At 54.6% G+C, this 22436-nt stretch carries 19 protein-coding genes; 17 read left to right on the forward strand and 2 right to left on the reverse strand.

Features of this window, described 5'->3' with window-relative positions:
• Positions 1-189: 189 nt before the first annotated feature.
• The 6 genes from trpS to ESZ91_RS06875 all read left to right on the forward strand — a co-directional run bounded on the left by trpS (position 190) and on the right by ESZ91_RS06875 (position 5254).
• Entirely contained in the window at positions 190-1200 is a 1011-nt protein-coding gene (gene trpS, locus ESZ91_RS06850; RefSeq protein WP_129225471.1) for a tryptophan--tRNA ligase, read from the forward strand.
• Between the two features lie 3 nt (positions 1201-1203).
• Positions 1204-2085, forward strand: coding sequence for a DUF5685 family protein (locus tag ESZ91_RS06855; RefSeq protein ID WP_129225473.1), 882 nt, complete (start codon positions 1204-1206; stop codon positions 2083-2085).
• A gap of 55 nt (positions 2086-2140) precedes the next feature.
• Positions 2141-2773, forward strand: coding sequence for a J domain-containing protein (locus ESZ91_RS06860; protein ID WP_129225475.1), 633 nt, complete (start codon positions 2141-2143; stop codon positions 2771-2773).
• 77 nt (positions 2774-2850) lie between these two features.
• Positions 2851-3375 carry a hypothetical protein gene (locus ESZ91_RS06865; protein ID WP_129225477.1) on the forward strand — a complete coding sequence of 175 codons (525 nt, stop codon included), beginning with the start codon at positions 2851-2853 and terminating at the stop codon, positions 3373-3375.
• Between the two features lie 31 nt (positions 3376-3406).
• Positions 3407-4816, forward strand: coding sequence for a 23S rRNA (uracil(1939)-C(5))-methyltransferase RlmD (gene rlmD, locus ESZ91_RS06870; RefSeq protein ID WP_129225479.1), 1410 nt, complete (start codon positions 3407-3409; stop codon positions 4814-4816).
• Positions 4817-5254 carry a hypothetical protein gene (locus ESZ91_RS06875; protein ID WP_129225481.1) on the forward strand — a complete coding sequence of 146 codons (438 nt, stop codon included), beginning with the start codon at positions 4817-4819 and terminating at the stop codon, positions 5252-5254. It begins immediately after the preceding gene.
• 31 nt (positions 5255-5285) lie between these two features.
• On the opposite strand, the gene ESZ91_RS06880 is transcribed toward ESZ91_RS06875, so the two are convergent.
• Entirely contained in the window at positions 5286-6074 is a 789-nt protein-coding gene (locus ESZ91_RS06880; protein ID WP_129225483.1) for a helix-turn-helix transcriptional regulator, read from the reverse strand.
• A gap of 102 nt (positions 6075-6176) precedes the next feature.
• On the opposite strand from ESZ91_RS06880, the gene ESZ91_RS06885 reads away from it, so the two are divergent.
• The 4 genes from ESZ91_RS06885 to ESZ91_RS06900 all read left to right on the forward strand — a co-directional run bounded on the left by ESZ91_RS06885 (position 6177) and on the right by ESZ91_RS06900 (position 12042).
• Positions 6177-8303, forward strand: coding sequence for a pyruvate formate lyase family protein (locus tag ESZ91_RS06885; protein ID WP_129225485.1), 2127 nt, complete (start codon positions 6177-6179; stop codon positions 8301-8303).
• Positions 8304-8306: 3 nt separating this feature from the next.
• Complete coding sequence (locus ESZ91_RS06890) at positions 8307-9068, forward strand: 4Fe-4S cluster-binding domain-containing protein (protein WP_129225487.1); 762 nt, start codon at positions 8307-8309, stop codon at positions 9066-9068.
• A gap of 12 nt (positions 9069-9080) precedes the next feature.
• On the forward strand, positions 9081-10172 hold the full coding sequence (locus tag ESZ91_RS06895) for a zinc-binding dehydrogenase (protein ID WP_129225489.1): 1092 nt from the start codon (positions 9081-9083) through the stop codon (positions 10170-10172).
• A gap of 244 nt (positions 10173-10416) precedes the next feature.
• The gene (locus ESZ91_RS06900; protein WP_129225491.1) at positions 10417-12042 is read left to right on the forward strand and encodes an InlB B-repeat-containing protein; all 1626 of its coding nucleotides are present in this window, start codon (positions 10417-10419) and stop codon (positions 12040-12042) included.
• A 45-nt stretch (positions 12043-12087) separates the two neighbouring features.
• Here the strand turns inward: ESZ91_RS06900 and ESZ91_RS06905 are convergent, their stop codons facing one another.
• Positions 12088-12885, reverse strand: a complete 798-nt coding sequence (locus ESZ91_RS06905; protein WP_129225493.1) for a LacI family DNA-binding transcriptional regulator — start codon at positions 12883-12885, stop codon at positions 12088-12090.
• Positions 12886-12939: 54 nt separating this feature from the next.
• Between ESZ91_RS06905 and ESZ91_RS06910 the strand changes: the two genes are divergently transcribed.
• From ESZ91_RS06910 to ESZ91_RS06940, 7 genes are all read left to right on the forward strand, one after another.
• Positions 12940-14610, forward strand: a complete 1671-nt coding sequence (locus ESZ91_RS06910; protein ID WP_129225495.1) for a glycoside hydrolase family 13 protein — start codon at positions 12940-12942, stop codon at positions 14608-14610.
• Between the two features lie 238 nt (positions 14611-14848).
• Positions 14849-16303, forward strand: coding sequence for a sugar ABC transporter substrate-binding protein (locus tag ESZ91_RS06915; RefSeq protein ID WP_129225497.1), 1455 nt, complete (start codon positions 14849-14851; stop codon positions 16301-16303).
• A gap of 19 nt (positions 16304-16322) precedes the next feature.
• On the forward strand, positions 16323-17663 hold the full coding sequence (locus ESZ91_RS06920) for a carbohydrate ABC transporter permease (protein ID WP_129225499.1): 1341 nt from the start codon (positions 16323-16325) through the stop codon (positions 17661-17663).
• Complete coding sequence (locus tag ESZ91_RS06925) at positions 17660-18502, forward strand: sugar ABC transporter permease (RefSeq protein ID WP_129225502.1); 843 nt, start codon at positions 17660-17662, stop codon at positions 18500-18502. The genes ESZ91_RS06920 and ESZ91_RS06925 overlap by 4 nt, the downstream gene beginning before the upstream one ends.
• Position 18503: 1 nt before the next feature.
• Entirely contained in the window at positions 18504-20762 is a 2259-nt protein-coding gene (glgP, locus tag ESZ91_RS06930) for a glycogen/starch/alpha-glucan family phosphorylase (protein ID WP_129225504.1), read from the forward strand.
• Complete coding sequence (gene malQ, locus ESZ91_RS06935; protein ID WP_161971092.1) at positions 20752-22242, forward strand: 4-alpha-glucanotransferase; 1491 nt, start codon at positions 20752-20754, stop codon at positions 22240-22242. Before glgP ends, malQ begins: the two co-directional genes overlap by 11 nt.
• A gap of 14 nt (positions 22243-22256) precedes the next feature.
• Positions 22257-22436, forward strand: coding sequence for a hypothetical protein (locus ESZ91_RS06940; protein WP_129225509.1), 180 nt, complete (start codon positions 22257-22259; stop codon positions 22434-22436).

Consider the following 22436-nt stretch of genomic DNA (forward strand, 5'->3'; position numbering starts at 1 on the left):
CGTTGCCCCTCGGTTGCAAAAAGCGGGGGTGCGCGTGCTGACTTTTGTCGATTTTTTGTATCGGGCGGGTGAAAATTCGGTCTATTTATCATGAACATTGCAGTTGTGCTTGCAAGTTGTTTGATTTTTGCGGCAAATTATGCTATACTTGGATACGAATACTAAAATGAAAAACGAGAGGATATTGGCATGGAAGGCGGCAACGAACAAAAAATTCTGTTCTCGGCGGTACAGCCGAGCGGCGCGGTGACCATCGGAAATTATATCGGCGCCATTAAAAACTGGGTGGCGTTACAGGACGAATACCGCTGTTTTTACGCGGTCGCCGATCTGCACGCCATCACCGTCAGACAGGAGCCTTCCGCCCTTCGCCGCAACACGCTCGAACTTCTGGCGCTGTTTATCGCCTGCGGCGTCGATCCCGAAAAATGCGTGCTCTTCGTGCAGTCGCACGTGCCCGCCCATTGCGAACTTACCTGGACGCTCAACACCATCGCCTATCCCGGCGAACTTTCGCGCATGACGCAGTTCAAGGACAAGAGCGCGCGGCACGCCGAAAACGTGAATATGGGGCTGATGGACTATCCCGTTTTAATGGCGGCGGATATTCTTTTGTATCAGTCCGCGCTCGTGCCCGTCGGCGCCGACCAGAAACAGCATCTGGAACTTTCGCGCGATCTGGCGCTCCGTTTCAATAACCGCTACGGGCAGACCTTTACCGTCCCCGAGCCGTACATCCTCAAAGAGAACGGCGCGAAGATCATGAGCCTTGCGGAGCCTGCGAAAAAAATGTCCAAGTCGGACGACAACGTCAACGCGTTCGTCACCATGACCGACGATAAGGATACCGTCATTCGCAAATTCAAGCGCGCCGTCACCGACAGCGGCAGCGAGATCCGCTTTGCCGAGGAAAAACCGGGCGTTTCAAATCTTCTTACCATTTATTCCGTCTTTTCGGGAAAGAGCGTCAAAGAGGCGGAAGCGGAGTTTTCGGGCAAAGGCTACGGTGATTTCAAACTCGCGGTGGGCGAAACCGTTGCGGACGCGCTCGCGCCCATACAGAAAAAGCGCGCCGAACTTCTGGCGGATAAGGCGTATCTCGAATCCGTCATGAAATCGGGCGCGGGATCGGCGTTTAAAGCCGCGCGCAGAACGCTTTCCAAAGTATACAGAAAAATCGGCTTTTACGCGGGAGAATAAATTATGTTCGGTTACATTCAGCCCGATATGCCCTATCTGTACGGCAAGGACGCGACGCTGTATAAAGCGATGTACTGCGGGCTGTGCAAGAGCATCGGCGCTTCCTGCGGGCAGCGCGCGCGGTTTGCTCTGTCGTTCGACATGACCTTTTTATCCGCGCTCCTGCACAATATCATGAATACCGACGTGCATATCGAAAAGGCGCACTGCGTGCTTCATCCGATCGTAAAGCGCCCCGTCGCGGGGGACGATGCGATCACGCGCGCGGTCGCTTGCCTCAATACCGCCTTCACGTACTATAAACTGTCCGACGACGTTGCGGACGAACATAAAGGAAAGATCAAACGCGCCTTTTTCGCAAAGGGCTTTCGAAAGTCCAAAAACGAACATCCCGAGATCGCGCGGATTATTCAAAGGCGCATGGAAGAACTCTGGAAATTGGAAAAGGAGAACGCGGACAGCCTCGATCGCGCCGCCGATCCGTTCGGCATGATGATCGCCGACCTTTCCGATTACGTTTTAAAAGAGTTCGCCACCGAATATACGCGGCGGTTGTGCTATTCCATCGGCAAATGGGTGTACCTCATCGACGCGCTCGACGATTACGAGAAGGATATCAAAAAGAAAAATTACAATCCTTTTTTCGCGGCGTTCGGCGAGGGGAGCAAGTGCGAAATGCTCGCCGCCCACGGCGAAGAGGTGAATTTCGTGTTTCAAAGCGTATTTGCGGAAAACGCGGAGTGTTTGCGGAATATCAGATTCCATTTCAACCACGATCTGACGGACAATATCATTCTTCGCGGCATTCCCGCGACGACCAAACGCATTCTGGCGGGCAAATGCGCCTGCAAAACAAAAAGCGAATTGAAGAAAGTGCGCGCATAGAAACCGCTCTTTTTCGATAAGATAAAATAAACGGCGAAAAGCCAAGGGAACGACGATGAACAAACAATATTACGAACTTTTGGGACTGGACGAAAGCGCAACGGACGAATCCGTCACCGCTCGGTACGAAGAACTCAAAAAGAAATATTCCGAAGATCGGTTTTTGGAGGGCGAAGCGGGCAACGAAGCCGCGAGAATGCTCAACAGGATCGACGTTGCGTATCATGAGATCATGTCCGAGCGCGGCGAGCGCCGCACGCGCGAGGATGCGGGCAGCGCGTACGCCAAAGTAGACGAACTCATCCGCGCGGGCAATCTTTCGGAGGCGCAGGCCGCTCTGGACGAATTCAACGAGCGTCCCGCAGAGTGGCACTATCTGCAATCGGTCATCTTCTATAAGAAAAACTGGATGAACGAGAGCAAAAAGCAGTTGGAGATCGCCATTCAGATGGACGGCGAAAACACCAAGTACAGGACTGCCTACAATAAACTGAAAGAAAAGATCGAATTCGATAAAAAACAGGCGGATCCCGCCAAGACCGCGCCGCCGCAGGGCGCCGCGGGAACGGGCGGATACGACGAAACGCAGCAACAGATGGGCGGCGGCTTCTGCGAGCAGTGCGCCACCTGCTGCGCGTGCAACATGCTGCTCAACTGCTGTATGAACGCCTGCTGCGGCTGCAGATAAAGTCTTCCCCGAACGGTTTACCGTTCGGGGTTTCGTACCGTGTGCGGGGAAAAGCATTGCCCGCGGAGTGTAAGTTTATGAAAAATCATTCTTTCCGCATCGCGCTTTCCGCGGTGGCGTGCGCGCTCGCCGTCGTCATGCTGACGCTGGGCATGTACGTGCCTTTTATGACGATCACGGCATACGTGTTCGCGGGCCTCGCGATCATGCTGCCGCTCGCCAAAGATTTTCGGTTCAGCGCTTTTTTGTGCTATATCGCCACCTGCCTTCTGGCGCTTTTGTTCGGCGGCGTGGGGAATTTCTGGAAACTGTTCGCGTTCGTCGTCTTTTTCGGGCTTCATCCCATCGTCAATTCCCTGCAAATAAAATTTAAGATCAACAAATGGATCGCCCTCGTTGTCAAGACGATCTGGTTCGACGTGAGCGTCTGGCTCGTCTGGAAGTTCGCGGGACTGTTCGTCGTGCAGTACGACTGGATCAACGACTACATTATTCTGATCATCGCGACCGCGGGTTCGGCGCTGTTCGTCTTTTATGATTTCGTGATGTTCCGCTGTCAGCGCCTCGTCAACTATTACGTAGGCAGAATCGCGCGGCAGTAAAAATGCCTATTTTATAGTGGAGAGAAGAAATATGCTGGATAAGAATATGGAGTTCACGGGTTTTGTCGAGGCCCTCGGCTCCAACGGCGAGGGGATCGTCAGGAGCGAAGGCACGACCTTTTTCGCGCCTTATACGCTGACGGGCGAAAAAGTGAAACTGAAAGCCCTCAAAGTCAAAAATAAGATCGGTTACGCAAAAGTTCTGGAAGTTTATACGCCCGCGGACGAGCGCGTGCGCCCCGTTTGCAAGAACTTTATGCGCTGCGGCGGCTGTCAGTTACAGCACGTGAAATATACTTCGCAACTCAAACTCAAACAGAAAACCGTCCGCGACGCGCTTGTAAAGATCGCGGGCATCGATACGGAAGTTCTTCCCACGATCAAGAGCGACGAGCCTTTCGCCTATCGCAATAAATTGCAGATCCCCGTAGGCGTCGGCGCGGACGGGCAGAACGTCATCGGTTTTTTCGCCGAGCGGAGCCACCGCATCGTGCCGCTCAAAACCTGTCCCATCCACCCCGAATGGGCGGAAACGGTCATCGCCGTGTTCTATACATATATGGAAAAGTGCGGGCTGTGCGGCTACGACGATGCAACGGGGCGCGGCGATATCCGCAGCATCGTGGTGCGCGACGTGGCGGGCAATCTGATCGTCACCGTGGTGGCGACGCACAGAGATCTGAAAGGCATCGGAGAACTGATCCGCCTTTTATCGGAAAAACTTTCGAGTTTTTCACTCTATCTCAATCTCAACGACGCGGATACCAACGTGGTGTTCGGCGAAGAATTTATTCTCCTGCACGGCGCGGGGCGGTATACCGCAACGGAATGCGGCATCAAGTACGAAGTGGGGGCGAATACCTTTATACAGGTGAATTCGGGCGTTTGCCGCAAACTGTACGATCGCACCGTCAAGGCTGCAGCGGAGAGCGGCTGCACGGCGGCGATAGACTGTTACAGCGGCGGCGGCCTGATGACCGCCATGCTCGCCAAGACGCTCGGGAAAGCGTACGGCATCGAAATCGTGCGCGAGGCTGTGGACTGCGCCGACGGTTTGAAATCGCTCAATAAATTGCAGGATAAAATGAGCAACCGCTGCGGAAAGGTGGAGGATATACTGCCCTCCGTTCTGGAAGAAGTCGACGCAGATCAATGTTTTTTGGTCGTCGACCCGCCCCGCAAGGGAGTGGACCGCGCGACGCTGCGCGCGATCTTAAAATCGGGCGTCAAAAAAATGGCGATGATCTCCTGCGACCCCGCCACCATGGCGCGCGACGCGGGTATTCTGACGGGCGCCTTGACCGAAATCGACGGCGAACTCAGAAAAAATCCGGACTATCGGAAAAACGGCGGCGGTCACTTTAAAATCCAATGCGTACAACCTTTCGATATGTTCCCGCAGACCAAGCACGTCGAAACGCTTGTTCTTTTGAGCAGATAAATGGACTGGTTCAATATTTACGGTCTGATATTCGTCGCGACGCTGCTCGTTCCCAATATCGTTTACGGGGCGTTGCATCGGGATGTTCAGCCGCCGAAATGCGGAAAAGTGCTGGAAATTTGCGAACAGATCGGAAGATACGGCGCGATGGCGTGCATGGTCTTCAACATACCGTACGTTGTTTTCGGATTTTGGTTTGCAGGCGGTTTTGCGGCGTATCTCTTTGCGGGCGGGGCGCTGCTCTTCCTGTATATTCTGCTGTTTGCGCTTTTTTGGCGGAAATCGCATCTTGCAAAGGCGCTCGCGCTCTCGGTTTTGCCGACGCTGTTATTTCTTGCGTGCGGGGTTTTGCTTCTTCATATTCCGCTCATCGTCTTTGCGGCGATATTCGGATATGCGCATATCACCATCAGTTGTAAAAATGTAAAATATATATAAAGAGGAGCGCGGCATTTGACCGCGCTCCTCTTTATTTCAAATGATCTGTGAGATTTCGTTGAAAGTATTTTTTATAGAGACGGCTTACGTAGTTTGGGTCGGAATAGCCGAGAAGTTCCGCCGCTTTACAGAGCGGCATTTTTTCTTTTTCCATGAGAGAACGGATCTTTTCCAATTTGACGCGGTTTACGAATTTCTGAAACGGGATGCCCTCCGTATTTTTGAATACCGCGCAAAAATATTCGGGTGAAATGCCGAGAAATTGCGCGGTTTCGCGTTCCTTGACGGGTTTATACAAATTTTCGAACACGTACTCTTTCGCGCGCTCCACATAGCGCAGATTGCCGTAAGCGGCGCCGCGTCCGCCCCGCACCGCGCAAGCGTGGATCTCTCCCAAAATCTGCAAAAACAGCCCCGACAGAATGCACTTGCTCTCGCCGTAGAGCGTATACGTGCGGATGATCTCGTCGATCAGCGCGCGGATCTTGCCCGTCTTCGCCGCCTCGGTGACAAGAGGCAGGCAAAGCGCTCCGTTTTCGTCCTTTTCCGCGTCCGCGAACCCGACGAAAAAGCAGACGGTACGGTGCTTGTGGGGGCTGTCGCCCGTCACGCGCAGGGGCGCGCGAGAGAGGTTGCAAAGTACGTCGTTTCTGCGCGCAGTGCTTTCCGTGTTTTCCCGTGAAAGCGTGAGGGTACCCTCCGCGATATACGTGACTTCGATGCAGTTTGTTTTTGCGGGAAGGTCGTTTCGGTAAATCGTATCGCCGTACTCGTGCGCGAACGCGATCTCGGGCAGACTTAAAATTCTGATCGTTTCCATGGGGACAGTATAATAAATTATCTTAATTTTGTCAAGAGAACATAAAATTGTTTATTGCAATCGCGGGGCGTGCGGCGTATACTGTCGGCAGAGGTGAAAATTATGTCGACACAGGCATTGAAAGAGGAAATGCGTCAACGCCCCGCGGGCGTTTTTGCGAATTATTACTATAAATATCTCGGGTACAGGGAAGATCTCTGCGCGCCCGCCGTCAAGGCGCGCGCAAACGCCGTGTATACGCTCTTTTCCCGTGCGGGTGCGTACGTCTACCGCAACGATCTGATCGCGGGCAGTATCCGCCCGTTATGGTGCGAAAAAAGTGAAGCGGAACTTCGTTACGCCCGTTCGATCGCGGACAGTTTCGGCGAGCGCACGTTCTGGCACAACGCAGATCATTTTTCTCCCGATTACGGGAGCGTCGTTTGCGACGGCATCGCGGGCATGCTCCGAAAGATTGAAATTTCGAAAGCGGTGCACGCGGACGACGCGGCAAAATCTTCCTACCTCGCGGCGATGCAAAAAACGCTCGAAGGTTTTAAAAATCTCTTGCTTTCCTACGCCGTGGAAGCGGAAACGCTGCAAGGCTGCGAGGGCTATTTCGGCGATCGGCTGAAACGCATTGCGGGCAACTGCCGTAAACTCGCATACGACGCGCCCGAAACGTTTGAAGAGGCGTTGCAACTCGTATGGATGTGCCACGTCGGTTTTCTGATGGAGGGGCGCGCGGCGATGGCGCTGGGCAGAATGGACCAATATCTGTTCCCTTTTTATGAACGCGACATAAAGCGCGGCGCGCTCACGCGCGGGCAGGCTGTGGAACTTCTGGAAAACGTGTTCATGAAGATCTACGAATCGCGCGCCTATAAGGACGGCGACGACGTGGTGAACATCTGCATCGGCGGCACGGATCTTGCGGGCAAATGCGAAGTGAACGATTTGAGTTACTGCATTTTGGAGGCCGTGAAGAACTGCAACGTGCCCGGTCCGAATCTTTCCGCGCGCGTTTCTTCTCAAACGCCCGACGATTTTCTGGACGCCTGTCTTCGGGTGATCGGGACGGGGTTGGGATATCCCGCGCTGATGAACGACGAGGTGAATATTGCGGCGCTCCGCAGATACGGCTATGAAGAGGCGGACGCCTATGATTATTCCATGGTCGGCTGCATCGAAAATTTCATCACGGGCAGACAGCCGCCGTGGAGCGACGGGCGGTTCGATACGCCGCGCTTTTTCGAATACCTGTTCAACGAGGGACGCGGGATCGTTCACCCGTCGATGGGAGTGAACACGGGGCCCGTGCGGGAAATTTCGTGTATGGAAGATTTTTTAAGGAAATTCCGCGAGCAACTGGAATACGGCGCGCAGGAATATTACGCCTTTTTCAACAACGAAAACTGCCGCTATTCGCCCGCGCGGTACCCGCAGCCCTTTCTGTCCTGTTTCTGCCGTGACTGCATTGCGCGGGCGCAGGACATTCTGGAAGGGGGCAGCAAATACCCGTCCGTGCACGGCGCGGCGCTCATGGGCGTGGGAACGGTGTGCGATTCGCTCGCCGCGGTGGAAAAGGTGGTTTTTACGGACGGGGCGGCTACGCTTGAAGAACTGCGCGATGCACTCGCCGCGAATTTCGAAGGATACGAAGATCTGCGGAAAAAACTTCTCGCCGCGCCAAAATACGGCAATAACGACGATTTCGCGGACAAATACGCAATATGGTTCGTCGATACGCTCTTTGCGATCTTTTCGAAATTCCGCACGCGCGACGGCGGCGCGTTTTATATCGCGATGGCGGCGAACGTCAGCAACATTGCGGCGGGGAAAATCATTGCGGCGACGCCCGACGGGCGCAGGGCGGGCGAACCGCTTTCCGACGCCGCGTCCCCGACTTACGGGCGCGACGTGCGGGGCGCGACGGCGACTTTGAACAGCGTTTCCAAACCCGACTATACGAAAGTCGCCTGCGGCACGGTCCTCAACCAGAAGTTTTCGCCGTCCATGTTCGAGGGGGAAAAACGCAAAAAACTGTCCGCCCTTCTCAGGGTGTATTTTCAAAAGGGCGGGCAGGAGATGCAGGTGAACGCGACCTCGCGCGAGGTTCTCAAAGACGCGATGGCGCACCCCGAAAACTATCCGCAACTCGTGGTGCGCGTTTCAGGCTTTTCCGCGCTGTTCGTCACGCTCGACAGGGACGTGCAGGAAGATATTCTGCGCCGCACGCAGCAGGGGTGAAAGATGCGGCTGAACATATCGGATATCCAGCATTTCTGCACGGGCGACGGCGAAGGGATCCGCACAACCGTGTTTTTCAAGGGGTGCAACCTTTGCTGCCCCTGGTGCCATAACCCCGAAACGGTTTCTTCCGCGCCGCAGATCCTGCGTTATGCCGACCGCGAGATCGCCTGCGGCCGCAACGTATCCGTTGCCGCGCTTGTTGCGGAAATCGGCGAGGACGGGGAGTATTATCGGGCGAGCGGCGGGGGGGCCACGCTGAGCGGCGGCGAACCGCTGTTGCAGGCGGAGGGGGCGGCGTTTCTTGCAAAGAGCCTTCGCAGCGAGGGGACGGAGGTTTTGATCGACACGGCGGGGTGCGTTCCCTTTTCCGCGTTCGAAAAGGTTATGCCCTATGCAAACGGGTTTTTGTTTGACGTCAAGGCGTGCACGGAGGAAGATTACGCGCGTATCGGCGGTGAATTTTTCCTCGTCCGTGACAATTTCGGAAAACTGACGAAAGCGGGTGCAAACGTGCGCGCACGAGTGCCGCTCATACCGAATTTCAACGACGGCAAGGAGTACTGCGAAAAAATGTGCGCTTTTCTTCGTTCGCTGGGCGCGGAAAAGGTCGATTTGCTGCCCTTTCACCGCATGGGCAGCGCCAAGTATGCGGCGCTCGGAAAAACTTATGCGTACCGCGAAACGCCGCCTATGTCTTTGCAGCGGGCGGAAGAGATCGCGGCGATCTATAAAAAATATTTTCAGGTAAAAATCGAAAGGTAAAGGAGAAAAATCATGAAAGCGAAAGCGGCTGTATTTATGGGGGCGAACGTGCCCTTCGAGGTGAGGGAGTTCGAGATAACCGATACGCCCGCAGGCTACGGCAGATCGGAACTGATCGCGAGCGGCATCTGCGGCACGGACGTGCATTTCCACAACGGCAAACTTTCCGTGGCGGCGCCGACGATCATCGGGCACGAATTCGTGGGCAGGCTCATCGATCTGAACGAGGAGGAAGGCAAGCGGTACGGTCTGAAAAAGGGAGATCGCGTCATCGCGGACATTGCCGTGCCCTGCGGGGAGTGCCTTCTGTGCAAAAGCGGGGACGACGCGAACTGCGTCCGTATGCGCGTGACCAACGGCGGCAGCATCGAAACGCCGCCCTACCTGTTCGGAGGTTATACGCGCGTGAACTACACGCCGCTTTCCAACCTCATCCGGATCCCCGAGCAACTGGACGCGGAAATGGTCTGCATATTCGCCTGCCCGGGGCCGACCGCCATGCACGCGTTCGCGCTCGCGGGGCGCGCAGGCGTGGATCTTGCGGATATCCGTACGGCGGTCGTGCAGGGGCTGGGGCCCGTGGGCACCTATGCGGTGATGTATCTCAAAGCGATGGGCGTAAAGCAGGTGTTCGCGATCACGGCGGGCACGAACGCGCGGCGGGAAGAACTTGCGAAAAGCCTCGGCGCTTCGGAAGTGTTCAATCTGTCGCGTACGGGCGCGGCGCAGATCAACGAAAGCATCGTGAAAGCGAGCGGCGGTCTGGGCGCGGATCTCGCGTTCGAGGCGTCGGGCGCGCCCGCGGCGGTGCCGCAGGGCATGGAACTTCTCAGAAACCGCGGCGTCTATCTCGTGCCGGGGCAGTATTCCAACAGCGGCAGCGTCGCCATTGCGCCCCAACTCATCACTTTCAAAGCGCTGCATATCATCGGTTCTTCGCAGTATTCGGTGAGCGACGTGCGGGATTATCTCTCCTTTTTGCTCGCGCATCCCGAACTGCACGCAAAGATCCGCGAACTCGGAAACCGCTATCCTCTGGAAGAGGTCAACAAAGCCTTTCTCGACGCAAAGTCGGGAAACAACATTAAAACTTTATTGGTTTGATAAAAAAATCCCCCGACGTGCGGTCGGGGGATTTTTTTTCGTTTTGGCGGCATAGAATCGCCCCGGATTTCGCACAATACGGGTATGGATCGGAATCGTTCCGATCGCCGATGCCTATTTAAAATTGGAATAATTTTCCAAAAAGGTATTGACAAAATCGGTTTAGCTATTTATAATTTAATTGCTAAACCGATTTAGCAAAATAAACGGTAAGGCAAAAATTCTTTTTTGGAGGGAAAATTTTATGAAAAAGATGAAATGGCTCGCGCTCCTGGCGGTTCTCGTTCTGGGGCTGTCCGTATTCGCCGCGTGCGGCGGTTCGGCGGATACCTGTAAGGTAACGTATTTCGACGCGGACGCCAAAACAGTGCTCAAAGAGATAAAAGTGGACAAGGGTGAAAAGGCGGAAAACTGGACGCCCGAAAAAGAGGGCTGGACCTTTTTGGGCTGGTACGCGACGCCCAGCCTCAAACGTCCTTTCCCGTTCGACGATCCCGTCAACGCGGACACTTCGTTGTTTTCCAGTTGGAAATCGGCTGTGTTTCAGGAAGATACGCGCGAATGGCTGATCGCGGGGCAGTCCTCGTATAAGGGTGCGCTGCTCAATACGAGCGCCTGGGGTAAAGTAGAGGGCGCGGAACGCGAAAAATTCATGTTCGAGCGCGTGGAAGAGGGGAAAAACGAGTTCGAACTTACCCTCGATCTGTATGTGGGCGACCAGTTCCAGATCGCGGACGTGGACGTGGACAACGCGTATACCTGGACGCATCAGCGCGGCTACGGATTTTTAAAGACCGAGGGCACGGAAGAATTCGTGAAAAATGCGGGAAATATCTTCACCGAAGATCTGACCAAAGCGAATATCGAGATGATCAAAGAGGGCAACTATACGCTGACGCTCACCACCGATATGAGCAATTCCACGCTCGACTCTCTGGAAATCAAGCGAAACGGCGATCCGAACGCCAATCTCGAAAAATCGTATGCGCCCAGTATTTCCGGCTCGGTCACGGGCGGCAACGCCATTCCCGACAAGGAAAATTTCGGCGATTTCGGATTTACCGAAACGGCGGAAGGCAGCAAGGTCTTTGAAATGACCATCAGCCTGAACAAGGGCGATTTCTTCTCCGTTCTGCCTTACGAAAATTCGTGGGACGACGTGCTGCGCACGTCCGCAGTCGACGCGGCTTTGAGCGACGCCGTCTACGATACCAAAGAATTGGCGAATATCACCATGCTGGAATCCGCGAAATATAAGATCACCGCGAAATTCGAGGAAAAGGACGGCAAAGACGCGGGCAGCGTCATCATCAAAAAAGTCGGCGCGTTCGAGCGCACCGCGGGCGACAACGAGGTCAAATTCACCGACGGCAAACCCACCGTATACGTCCGTCAGGGCGCGCGCGTTCCCAATCCGGGCGACCCTGCGGGACAGACGGGCAAAATTTTCATCGGATGGTATACCGACCTTACGAACAACGTGCCTATGAATTTTAACGCCGCTCTGGATAAGACGGGGCAAACGATCACCTGCGCGCCCAAGTTTATGTCCGATACCGACAAAGATACGCGTACCGTGTATATCAAGGGCGACGTTTCGGGGTGGGCGAACAAGGACGAGTTCAAAATGAAAAACGACGGCAAGCACACCTATACCTTCGATCTGACGGTGGAAAATACGGCGCAGTTCGTATTCACCTTCTTCGAGGGGGCGAACGATACGGGAGCCGCCGCCAACGGCACGTGGGTGGATTATGAAAATTCCACCGACCAGGCGTCGGGCGAGGGGAATATCTCCATCGCTTCGAAAGGCACGTACCGCATTACGCTCGATTCCTTCCACAAAACGGTGACCATCGTCAAACTGTAAAGGGCGAAAAAATCGGACGGCTTTTGTGAAAGAGCCGTCCGAAATTCAAACGAAAAATCTGTGTTCGGGATGCGGTTCGCGATCCGTCGCGAGCCGCACGCACTCGACGATCTTTTGAATCTTCGGCCGATCCGCACGCGCGGGGCAATAGGCATTCGCGCCCGCGGTTTCGTTGAGCAGCGCGGCGAGCGAGGGTTCGTCCGTCACGACGTATTGCCCTTTGAACGCGGTAAGTTCGCAGAGATTCGATATAAAGCGAACGTCCGAAAAACTGCTTTCGATCGCCGCGCGCAGATATTCGTCGCGCGGCGGCTGCGAGACAAAGAGGAAGGGTGCCCCGAAATACGCGGCCGCGTCGCGCGCGAGCGCGGCGTAGTCGTTGGAAATTTCGAAAAAAAGCGCGTCGCCGATGGTGCAGTTCACGGAAACGACGGGCACGAAATTGAGTCCGCCCAACTGCGAAAATTCCTCTTTGGAAACGCCGTAGGTGACGATCGCCTCCACGGTATCCAGCCTTGCGGGCGAACAGAGATGAAAAACGCGGACGGACTGCGCGGAAAACGCCTCGGAAAGCCGCCTGTAAAAATCGAGAAACACGATCCGCCCCAGATCGGTGAGATCTTGCGGGCAGTACGCGGCGACGAGTTTGTCGGGCTGCGCACCGCGCAGAAATTTCGCGTAGGTATTCGGCTTGAAATTCAGCATATTGATGACCTGCCAGACCTTCTGTTTGGTGTCTTCGCTGATACGCTGATCCTCGCGGTGATTTAAGATGAATGATACGGTCGATTTGCTCACGCCCGCGGCGTCGGCAACGTCCTGCATCGTTATTTTCTTATCCATGTATAAATTATAGAATGTTTCAGGCTTTTTGTCAATCAATGAACGGAGAGAACTATGTTAGAGCAAGCCCTGTACCACAAACCGGAAACCGAATATTGTTATCCGATTTCGGAAAATACGATCGCGATGCGCCTGCGCGCTTCCAAGACGGACGTATTGCAGGTCGACGTCGTTTACGGCGGTAAATACGATTTTTACGAAAAGCGGCAGCGCGCGCGCATGAGGCTGTCGTACACCGATCGGCTGTACAACTATTTTACCGCGGAACTGACGCTGTCGGACGTCCGCCTCGTGTACGTGTTCGAGTTGAAAGAGGGGGACAGGATCTGTTATTTTTCCGAGGACGGACTGACGGAAAAATACGATTATCACTTCAATTTCTACAACGCATTCCAGTTTGCGTATATCAACGCCGCCGACGTTCACAGACAGGTGGAGTGGATGAAAAACGCGCGTTTTTATCAGATCTTCATCGACCGTTTCGCGCGCGGGAATTTCGATAAGGACGACAGATATATCAATTTGGAGTGGGGTACCGTTCCCGGACCGAAAAGTTACGCGGGGGGCGATCTGCGGGGCGTTACGGAAAATCTCGGCTATATCGCGGGGCTCGGCGCGAACGCAATTTATCTCACGCCTTTTTTCAGGTCGGTGAGCAATCATAAATACGATATCGAGGATTATTTTACCGTGGACGGCATGTTCGGCGACGAAGAGGATATCCGAAAACTCGTGACGAGCGCCCACGAAAGGGGGATGCGCGTGGTGATGGACGCGGTGTTCAACCACGTCAGCGCGCGGTGCAGACAGTTTGCCGACGTCGCGGAAAAGGGAAAAAATTCTCCCTATTTCGATTGGTTCATCATACACGGCGACAAGATCGACCGCGAAAAAGTCAATTACGAGTGTTTCGCCTCGTGCGATTATATGCCGAAATGGAACACCTCCAACGAGGCGGTGCAGGAATACCTCATCGGCGTGGGGCTGTACTGGCTGCAAAAGTACGATATCGACGGCTGGCGGCTGGACGTTTCCGACGAGGTTTCGCACGCTTTCTGGCGGAAATTCCGCGACGCGGTGAAAAAAATCAAGCCCGAATGCGCGATCATCGGCGAAAACTGGCACGACGCCAACGCCTATCTGAAAGGCGACCAGTACGACTCCATCATGAATTACGCCTTCACCAAGGCGTGCCTCGACTTTTTCGTGCTCAAAAGCGCCGACGCGAAAGCGTTTGCCGAAAAACTCAACGCGCTTCTGATGCGCAACACGGATACGGTCAACTGCATGATGCTCAATCTTCTGGACAGCCACGACACGCACCGCTTTCTGACCGAGGCGGGCGGCGACGTCAGAAAACTGGAAAGCGCGCTCGCCGTTTTATATCTTTTCGTGGGCGTTCCCTGTATTTATTACGGCACGGAGATCGGCATGGAGGGGGGATACGATCCAGACTGCCGCCGCACCATGGATTGGGAAAAGGCGAGAAAGGGCAGCAGCCTGACGCAACTCGTCCGCGCGCTCGCGGGCCTCAAAGAGCGCAGAAAATGTTTGCACCGAAACGAGTTCCGCGCCTATGCGGAAGGTGAAGCATTCGTCATGGAGCGCGGCGAACTGCGGCTCGTCGTCAATGGCGGCGAAACCCCTCTGCCTTTGCGGAAAAATATCTGCACCAACGCGGAGGGACGGCTGCGATCGTTTGAATTTATGATCGAAGAAATCTGACTTTGCAGATTATATCGCAAACAAAACGCCCCCGATTTGCGCGTAAAGCGCTTGGGCGGGAAAGGTGAATGACCGCCGTTTTATAATAAGGTAGCATCTTAAAAAGGCGGTCAGAGGAAAACGCGGGCGCAGAGCCGCAAATTTATTTGCGGCGAACGTCGGGGTTTTCCTAAAACTCACGGAAATTTGTTCGTTTCTTTCGAACAAATTTCGTGAACAAACAAAAAAGGAGGAAATTATGACGAAAACCCTGACGGCAGTCGTCGCGCACATTCTCGTCGTGGTTGCGCTCTTAACGACGTTCGGCATTTTGGGACTTGCGCGGAACGAATCGGAAGGCGCGGATAAATTCACGGGCGAACTCGAACGCAACGTGAAACTGCGCGTTCTCGAAAACGACACCGCGAAAGAAATGGGATATCTCGACGAACTTTTGGACGCGTTCAACAAAAAATACGCCTCCTACGGCATCAAGGCAGAGGACGCCAACATGGATCAGTATATCGATCTGGAAAAGGACGGTCCGTACGGTTACGGTCCCGATATCTTATATCAAGCGAACGACGCTCTGATGAAGTATACTGACGGCAAGCATATCCAGCCCCTTCCCGTGGAAGCACTCGACTGCTACGACGAAGTGTCCGAACAGGCGTGGTCGGCGTACGCCGCCTCGTATGCGGGCGAAGATTATATTTTCGGCGTCCCCGTCAATATTCAGGGCCCCCTTCTCTATTACCGCAAGGATCTTTTGCCCGCCGACTGGCAGACTGCGTGGGATAAGGATCGAAACGGCGTGCCCGATATGGTGGAATACTGGACGGACTTATACGCGTATTCCAAACAGATCAAGAGCGAGAGCGGCGGCAAAAAATTCGGCTATATGAAATCGCTGTTCGACCCGTATTTTGCGATGGGTTATCTCTTTTCCTACGGCGGTTATATCTTCGGCGACGAGGGAAGGGATACCAAGGACATCGGGCTGTCCGCGAACGAATCGTACAAGGGCGCTTCCGTCATCCGTCAACTCGCCTCGTCCATGAACGAGGACTGTATCGACGACACCATCACGGTGAACGCGTACAGCATGATCGGAAACGGCACCTATTTCGCCACCATGACCACGCCCGACGTGTACACCATGTTCATCAGCGAACTCACGCGCGAATATATGCGCAGGGATAAACTCGACCGCGCCGAGGCGGAAAAGAAAGCGAAGGAAAATCTGATCGTGGCGGACATTCCCAAACTTCCCGAGAGCGGGGATCTGGAGGACAGGAACGGGAAAACCATCGACAGCGTGATGATGGGCGGTATCAACGGCTACGCGGTCAGCGCGTACACCAAAGCGCCCAACGCCGCGCTCGCGTTCGTGGATTTCGCGACGAGTTACGAGATGATCATGAAACGGAATCAACTGTTGGGCATCGCGCCCGCCCGTGCGGACGTCGCAGAGAGCGTGGGCGGGCTTTCGGAGACCGTCAACAAAAATCTCGTGGCGGGGCGCATCGAAGTGATGCCCAGCGTGCGCGCCATCGCGCAGGTCTGGACGCCCGCGCAGACGTTCTTTTCCGATTTGGCGAAAGATCCCTTCCGCCCGAAAAAAGACCAGAAATACACGGTGGCGGACGCGCTCAAAACCGCTTTGAAAAAAGTGGACGACCAGATTTACGCGGCGATCCACACGCTCGCGTAAAGGGGGAGATCTCATGGCAATGGAAAATATCAAACATCGGTTCGCGGCAAAAACGCAAGGCTTTTCCCGCGTTCTGAAAGACGGAAACAAAAAGGTCGCCGCCTCGATGGGCCTCATGGGACTGGGGCAGATCCTGTACGGCCAGTGGGCGAAGGGGCTCTTGTATATGCTCGCGGAAGTCGGCTTTATCGTATACGTGATCCTGCGCGGCGCGGCGGACCTTTTCGGATTCTTTACCTTGGGCTCCGTCATGTCCAACCCGTGGCTGGGCATCGAAGGGGATAATTCGACGGTCATGCTCATCATGGGCGTGCTCGCCTTTATAGTCATTATTTTATACGCTACGCTCTATATCTCCAACGTGCGCGACGTGTTCGCGACACAAAAACGGGTGGAGGAGGGCAAAGCGCCCAAGACGTTCCGCGAAGAATTTGCCGAACTGTTCGATAAAAAGTTCTATCGCACCGTTTTATTTTTGCCCGTGATCGGCGTGTGCATTTTCAACGTGCTGCCCATCGTGTTCATGATTCTGGTCGCGTTCACAAATTACGGCGGCGACGTGGTGCCGCCCGCGCTGGTCGATTGGGTGTGGTTTCAGAACTTTGCCAAAATATTGACGCTGGGACAGTTCGCGCCCACATTTTTCAAGATCTTGTCCTGGAACGTGGTGTGGGCGGTGCTTTCCACGCTCATCAACTATTTCGGCGGTCTGCTGCTCGCGCTTTTGCTCAATAAAAAGTGCGTGCGCGGCAAAGTGTTCTGGCGCGCGTTCCCCATACTCGCGTACGCCATTCCGGGATTTATCACGCTTTTGGGGTTCAAGTTCATGTTCTCCTACGGCGGACCCATCAACTTTTATATCACCGAGGCGGGCAAGACCGCGGTCGGCTTTCTCGATCTGGACGCCAAATGGACGGCGCGCATGATCGGCCTCGGGGTCAACGCCTGGATCAGCGTACCCTCGTCCATGCTGCTGGCGGCGGGCATTTTGTCCAACGCCAATCAGGACCAGTACGAGGCGGCGCGCATCGACGGCGCCAACGCGGTGCAGCAGTTCTGGTATCTGACGCTCCCGTTCGTGGTGTTCGCCACCACGCCCGTGCTTATCACGCAGTTTATTGGAAATTTCAATAACTTCGGAATTTTCTATTTCCTGCGCGGCGGCTTGTATATCGACGGTTATTTTCTCGCCAGCGACACCGACCTTCTCATCAACTGGCTGTATAATCTGTCCATCGACAACAATTACTATTCCATCGGCGCGGCGATCAGCCTCATCATCTTTATCATCACGTCCGCCATATCGCTCGCCGTCTATGTATTTTCGCCTTCGTACAGGCAGGAGGAAACGTACCGATGAGTAAAAAGAGTATAAAATTGGGAAGAACGGTCGATACCGTCGTCACCTATATCATTCTGATCGTTGTGGCATTTATCTTTTTCTTTCCGTGCCTATGGCTGATCCTGGCGTCCTTTTCCGAATCGGGCTCCATCTACTCCTTTCAGGGGTTCTTTCCCTCGGCATTCAGTTTCAGAAGTTTCATCACGCTGTTTACGGATACCGCCATGTACGATTATCCCAACTGGTTCAAAAACACCCTGTTCATCGCCGTGATGGCTTGCATATTAGGCACGTTTCTGACCATTCTGACAGCCTATTGTATGTCGCGGTTCAAATTCAAGAGCCGCCGCTCGCTCATGAAGACCACCCTCGTTTTGGGAATGTTTCCCTCCTTTATGGGCATGACGGCGGTGTACCTTCTGATGACGCAGTTCAATTTTATCAATAATTCCTGGGGACTGATTCTCATCTATTCGGCGGGCGCGCCCATGGGTTACATGGTGCAGAAGGGCTTTTTCGATACCATTCCCGCCTCCATCGACGAGGCGGCGCGCATCGACGGCGCGACCAATTTCACCGTTTTCAGAAAGATCATTCTGCCCCTTTCCATGCCCATCATCGTGTACACCGCGCTCACTTCCTTCACCTGGCCGTGGAGCGATTTCATCCTTCCCAAACTTTTGTTAAAGACCAAAGACACCTGGACGGTCGCGGTCGGGCTGATGAGCCTGGGCGATACGGAATTTTCGCGCTTTGCGGCGGGGTCCATTTTCATCGCGGTGCCCATCGTGGTGCTGTACTTCGTGCTGGTAAGATATATGATCAACGGAATGGCCGCGGGCGCGGTAAAGGAGTAATATGGACAAAAACTTATTTTTAAACGATTTGAAATTGCTGGAAACGGAAAACAAGAGCGCCGTACAACTGTATAACGAAATTTCCGCGCTCGCCATGCACAGGTTGCAGGCGAGCGCCAAAAAGGGGAAATGCGCGCACTATCTCTCCATCGAATTTCTGATCGGGCGCGTGTTCTACAACAATCTTTTAGAACTGGGCGTTCTGGAAGAAACGGCGAAAATCCTGAAAAAGAAGGGCGTCGATATTTCCGTGTTCGAGGAGATCGAGGACGCCGCGCTCGGCAACGGCGGGCTCGGGCGGCTTGCCGCCTGCTATCTCGATTCGGGCGCGGCGGTCGGCGTGCCCTTATACGGCTACGGTATACGTTATAAGTTCGGGCTTTTCCGCCAGAAATTCGAAAACGGCTTCCAGATCGAAATGCCCGACGACTGGCAGCGCTTCGGCGATCCGTGGAGCGTGCGCCGCGAACACGAGCGGCAGGTCGTGCATTTTGCGGATATGGACGTCGAGGCGGTGCCCTACGATATGCCGATCGCGGGCAAGCGCGTGAACGTACTTCGCCTCTATCAGGCGGAGGGGAGCGAAAGCGCGGAAAAGATCAGCGGCGTTCTCTATCCCGCGGACGATACCGAGGAGGGAAAACTTCTGCGCATCCGCCAGGAATACTTTCTTTCCGCCGCGGCCGTCGGCGATATCGTAAAAGAGCACGAAAGGCTGCACGGCGACCTTGCGTCCTTTGCGCAATATAGCGCCGTACAACTCAACGATACGCATCCCGTGTTCGCCATTCCCGAACTCATCCGCGTGCTGGTAAAAAAGGGCGTTTCTTACGTGGGCGCGGTGAAGATCGCCAAAGAGACGTTCGATTACACCAACCACACCATTCTGCCCGAGGCGTTGGAATGCTGGGACGCGCGGCTCGTGCGGAAAATTCTGCCCGATATCGCGGGGATCTTGCGGGCGCTTTCGGACACGCAGGCGCGGCTGCACAAAAAACGCGGTTATACGCGTGCAGAAATCGAGCAGACCGCGATCTATCAGCCTAAGAATCAGACCTTTTCCATGGCGAACGCCGCGGTGTTCGTCGCCGATAAAGTCAACGGCGTGGCGGATATCCATTCGGAGATCATCAAGCGCAAACTGTTCGCCGCGGAGTATCGGCATATGCCCGAAAAATTCACGAACGTCACCAACGGCGTGGCGCAGCGGCGGTGGCTGATGCTGGCGAATCCCGAACTTTGCGCGCTCATAGACCGCCGCATCGGCAAAGAATGGCGGCAGGATTTCGAAAAACTGTCCGAGTTCGGGCATTTTATCTGCGAGCAAAAGACCATATCCGAATTTATCGCCGTCAAGCGCGAAAAGAAAAATCAACTGTTTTCCCATATCGCGAAACAAGAAAAGACGCAGATGAACGGCGAACGCATGGTGTACGCGCAGGTCAAGCGCCTGCATGAATACAAGCGCCAACTGATGACTGCGTTCGCGCTCGTGCGGCTGTATCGGGATCTGAAAGAAAACAAACTGCCCGATTTCACGCCTTCGCTGTTCCTGTTCGGCGCGAAGAGCGCGCCGGGTTATGCGCGCGCCAAGGGCATCATCAAATATATCAACGAAATTATCGCAAAGATCGACGCCGACGACGCCGTGCGCGGGCGGCTCGCAGGCGTATTCGTCACCGAATACAACGTTTCCTACGCGGAAAAGATCGTCGCCGCGGCGGACGTTTCGCTGCAGGTTTCCACGGCGGGGCTGGAAGCCTCGGGCACGGGCAACATGAAATTCATGATGAACGGCGCGGTCACGCTGGGCACGATGGACGGCGCGAATATCGAAATCGTCGAAAAAGCGGGCGAAAAGAACAATTATATTTTCGGCGCGCGCGTGGAGGAGATCGAGAGGCTGCGCGCGGGCGGCTACGATCCCGCCGCGTATCTCAAAGACCATCCCGAATGGGCAAAGATTGCCGAAACGCTCGTGGACGGCACCTATTCCGACGGCGGCACGGGCATTTTCCGCGAATTGTACGATTCGCTGCTTGTCGGCGCGAGTTGGCACAAGCCCGACCATTATTTCATTTTCCGCGATATCGAAGAATATTATCAGGCGATCCTGCGCGCCAACGCCGATTACGCGCAACGCGAGCGTTTTGCCGAAAAACAATTGAAAAACGTCGCCAATTCGGCATATTTTTCCTCCGACCGCTCGGTTCTGGAATATGCCGATAAGATCTGGCATATACAAAAAGATGAACGATAACAAAGATTTGGGAATCCTGTTGCACGTATCTTCCCTGCCTGGTCCTTACGGCATCGGTACGATGGGTAAAGAGGCGTACGCCTTTGTCGATTTTCTGAGCGGGCTTCATCTGGGGTGGTGGCAGGTCCTGCCGCTCGTGCAGACGGGTTTCGGGGATTCTCCCTATCAGTCGGCGTACAGCGGTTCGGGCAATCCGTATCTCATTGATTTAAAAATGCTGCAAGAGGAAGGGCTCTTGCAAAAGCGCGAACTCGCCTGCTGCCGCTCTTTGAAAAACGCGGTCGATTACGGATGTTTGTTCCGCGAGAAATATGCAATCCTGCGCCGCGCTTTTTCGCGGTTCGATCGCAGCGCGCCCGATTTTTGCGCCTTGAAAGCGGACAACGGATTTCGGGGTTACGCGCTTTTCATGGCGCTCAAAGAGGCGCACGGCGGCGCCTCTTTCGATACATGGGAGCGCAGATATAAATATGCGCATAGGAACACGCTTGCGAAATTCTGGCGGGAAAATCAGGACGAGATCGATTTCTGGCTGTTTGCGCAGTGCGAATTTTTGCGGCAGTGGACGGCACTGAAAGCGTACGCGAACGAAAAAGGAGTCAGGATCATCGGCGATCTTCCGCTGTACGTGGCGTACGACAGCGCCGACGTGTGGCTGCATCCGGATCTTTTCAAACTGAACGCCGACAGAAGTCCCGAAAAGGTCGCGGGCGTTCCGCCCGACTATTTTTCGGCGACGGGCCAACTATGGGGCAATCCCGTATATTGCTGGAAGGCGCACGCGCGGGACGGCTACGCCTGGTGGATCTCCCGCATGAAACAGGCGTTCGGGCTGTACGATGCGGTGCGGCTCGATCATTTCCGCGGGTTCGACCGCTATTTCGAGATTGACGCGGCGGAAAAAACCGCGCAGAACGGAAAATGGCGGCAGGGGCCGGGTAAAGCGCTGTTCGATGCGATCGGATCGGCGCTTGGCCCGCTCGATCTCATCGCGGAAGATCTGGGCGAGATGGACGAGGGGGTGCTGCGCCTTCTGGAAGAAACGGGTTTTCCGCGCATGAAAGTCATAGAATTTGCATTCGACGGCAATCCGGATAATCCGCATCTGCCAAAAAATATCGGAAAAAACTGTGTGTGCTATACGGGCACGCACGACAACGACACGCTGTACGGTTACGTGAAAAGCCTGCGAGGGAAAAATCTGCGCGTGTTCCGCGAAAGCCTGGAAACCGCTTTGCGCGAGCAATCTCTCTCGTTTCCTCTCGCCGATAAAAAAAGCATGGCGGAAGCCATGCTGCTGCTTGCGTTAAAGAGCCGCGCCGCGCGCAAGATCATACCCGCGCAGGATCTGCTGCTTCTGGACGGCAAAGCGCGCATGAACACGCCCGCGACGCTGGGCGAAAACTGGAAATTCCGTTTGAAAAAAACGCTTTCGGTCCACGATCTCGCGGCGTCGTTCTTGACGGAATTTCGTGGATGAGGTAAAATATAATTATGAAAAAGAAAATTTTAATAGGCATCTACGCCGCCGTACAGTTGACCGTGATCGTTTTGATCCCGCTGGGCTTGATTTTCCGTCAACCAATATATTTTTATATCGCCAGTCCTCTTGCTTTCGTTGCGATCGTATTTATCATCGTTTATTTGAAAAAAACGAGCGAGCCGAAGAAATGA

The sequence above is a fragment of the Candidatus Borkfalkia ceftriaxoniphila genome (assembly GCF_004134775.1).
Classification (GTDB): Bacteria; Bacillota; Clostridia; order Christensenellales; family Borkfalkiaceae; genus Borkfalkia; species Borkfalkia ceftriaxoniphila.

Bases quoted from the DNA above. Each gene is read 5' to 3' on its own strand.
- ESZ91_RS06885 (WP_129225485.1), top strand. From the start codon at position 6,177: ATGTCGACACAGGCATTGAAAGAGGAAATGCGTCAACGCCCCGCGGGC.
- ESZ91_RS06860 (WP_129225475.1), top strand. From the start codon at position 2,141: ATGAACAAACAATATTACGAACTTTTGGGACTGGACGAAAGCGCAACG.
- ESZ91_RS06925 (WP_129225502.1), top strand. From the start codon at position 17,660: ATGAGTAAAAAGAGTATAAAATTGGGAAGAACGGTCGATACCGTCGTC.
- ESZ91_RS06905 (WP_129225493.1), bottom strand. From the start codon at position 12,885: ATGGATAAGAAAATAACGATGCAGGACGTTGCCGACGCCGCGGGCGTG.
- ESZ91_RS06895 (WP_129225489.1), top strand. From the start codon at position 9,081: ATGAAAGCGAAAGCGGCTGTATTTATGGGGGCGAACGTGCCCTTCGAG.
- ESZ91_RS06920 (WP_129225499.1), top strand. From the start codon at position 16,323: ATGGAAAATATCAAACATCGGTTCGCGGCAAAAACGCAAGGCTTTTCC.
- ESZ91_RS06880 (WP_129225483.1), bottom strand. From the start codon at position 6,074: ATGGAAACGATCAGAATTTTAAGTCTGCCCGAGATCGCGTTCGCGCAC.
- ESZ91_RS06915 (WP_129225497.1), top strand. From the start codon at position 14,849: ATGACGAAAACCCTGACGGCAGTCGTCGCGCACATTCTCGTCGTGGTT.
- ESZ91_RS06940 (WP_129225509.1), top strand. From the start codon at position 22,257: ATGAAAAAGAAAATTTTAATAGGCATCTACGCCGCCGTACAGTTGACC.
- ESZ91_RS06875 (WP_129225481.1), top strand. From the start codon at position 4,817: ATGGACTGGTTCAATATTTACGGTCTGATATTCGTCGCGACGCTGCTC.
- ESZ91_RS06865 (WP_129225477.1), top strand. From the start codon at position 2,851: ATGAAAAATCATTCTTTCCGCATCGCGCTTTCCGCGGTGGCGTGCGCG.
- ESZ91_RS06855 (WP_129225473.1), top strand. From the start codon at position 1,204: ATGTTCGGTTACATTCAGCCCGATATGCCCTATCTGTACGGCAAGGAC.
- ESZ91_RS06910 (WP_129225495.1), top strand. From the start codon at position 12,940: ATGTTAGAGCAAGCCCTGTACCACAAACCGGAAACCGAATATTGTTAT.
- glgP (WP_129225504.1), top strand. From the start codon at position 18,504: ATGGACAAAAACTTATTTTTAAACGATTTGAAATTGCTGGAAACGGAA.
- trpS (WP_129225471.1), top strand. From the start codon at position 190: ATGGAAGGCGGCAACGAACAAAAAATTCTGTTCTCGGCGGTACAGCCG.
- malQ (WP_161971092.1), top strand. From the start codon at position 20,752: ATGAACGATAACAAAGATTTGGGAATCCTGTTGCACGTATCTTCCCTG.
- ESZ91_RS06890 (WP_129225487.1), top strand. From the start codon at position 8,307: ATGCGGCTGAACATATCGGATATCCAGCATTTCTGCACGGGCGACGGC.
- ESZ91_RS06900 (WP_129225491.1), top strand. From the start codon at position 10,417: ATGAAAAAGATGAAATGGCTCGCGCTCCTGGCGGTTCTCGTTCTGGGG.
- rlmD (WP_129225479.1), top strand. From the start codon at position 3,407: ATGCTGGATAAGAATATGGAGTTCACGGGTTTTGTCGAGGCCCTCGGC.